Annotated in this window: 1 protein-coding gene; it reads left to right on the top strand. The window is 64.3% G+C overall.

The genetic code is table 11. The features are described 5' to 3' along the window. Positions 1–297: PAS domain S-box protein (locus EN850_RS35530; RefSeq protein WP_136093071.1), on the top strand; the 297-nt coding region annotated here is incomplete at both ends.

The following is a 297-nucleotide window of genomic DNA, read 5'->3' as shown; positions in this document are numbered from 1 at the left end:
CGGCTCTTCGGTTACACGGCGGACGAGGCTGTCGGCAAACACATCACGATGCTGTTCCCCCCAGAGTATCAGGACGAGGAAGCGATGATCATCGAGCGTATCCGCCAGGGTGGCCGGGTGGAGAGCTTCGAGACCATCCGCCGCCGCAAGGACGGCACCGACATTCCGGTCTCCCTCACGATCTCACCGGTGCGCGACGGCGCCGGCCGGATCGTCGGCGCCTCCAAGATCGCCCGCGACATCACCTCGGCAAAGGAAAGCGAGGAGCGAATCCGCATGCTGATGCGCGAAGTGAAC

It is taken from the genome of Mesorhizobium sp. M8A.F.Ca.ET.207.01.1.1, from assembly GCF_004794715.1.
Classification (GTDB): Bacteria; Pseudomonadota; Alphaproteobacteria; order Rhizobiales; family Rhizobiaceae; genus Mesorhizobium.
Note: the sequence above shows the minus strand (reverse complement) of the source record. Positions and strands in the feature narration are given on the sequence as shown.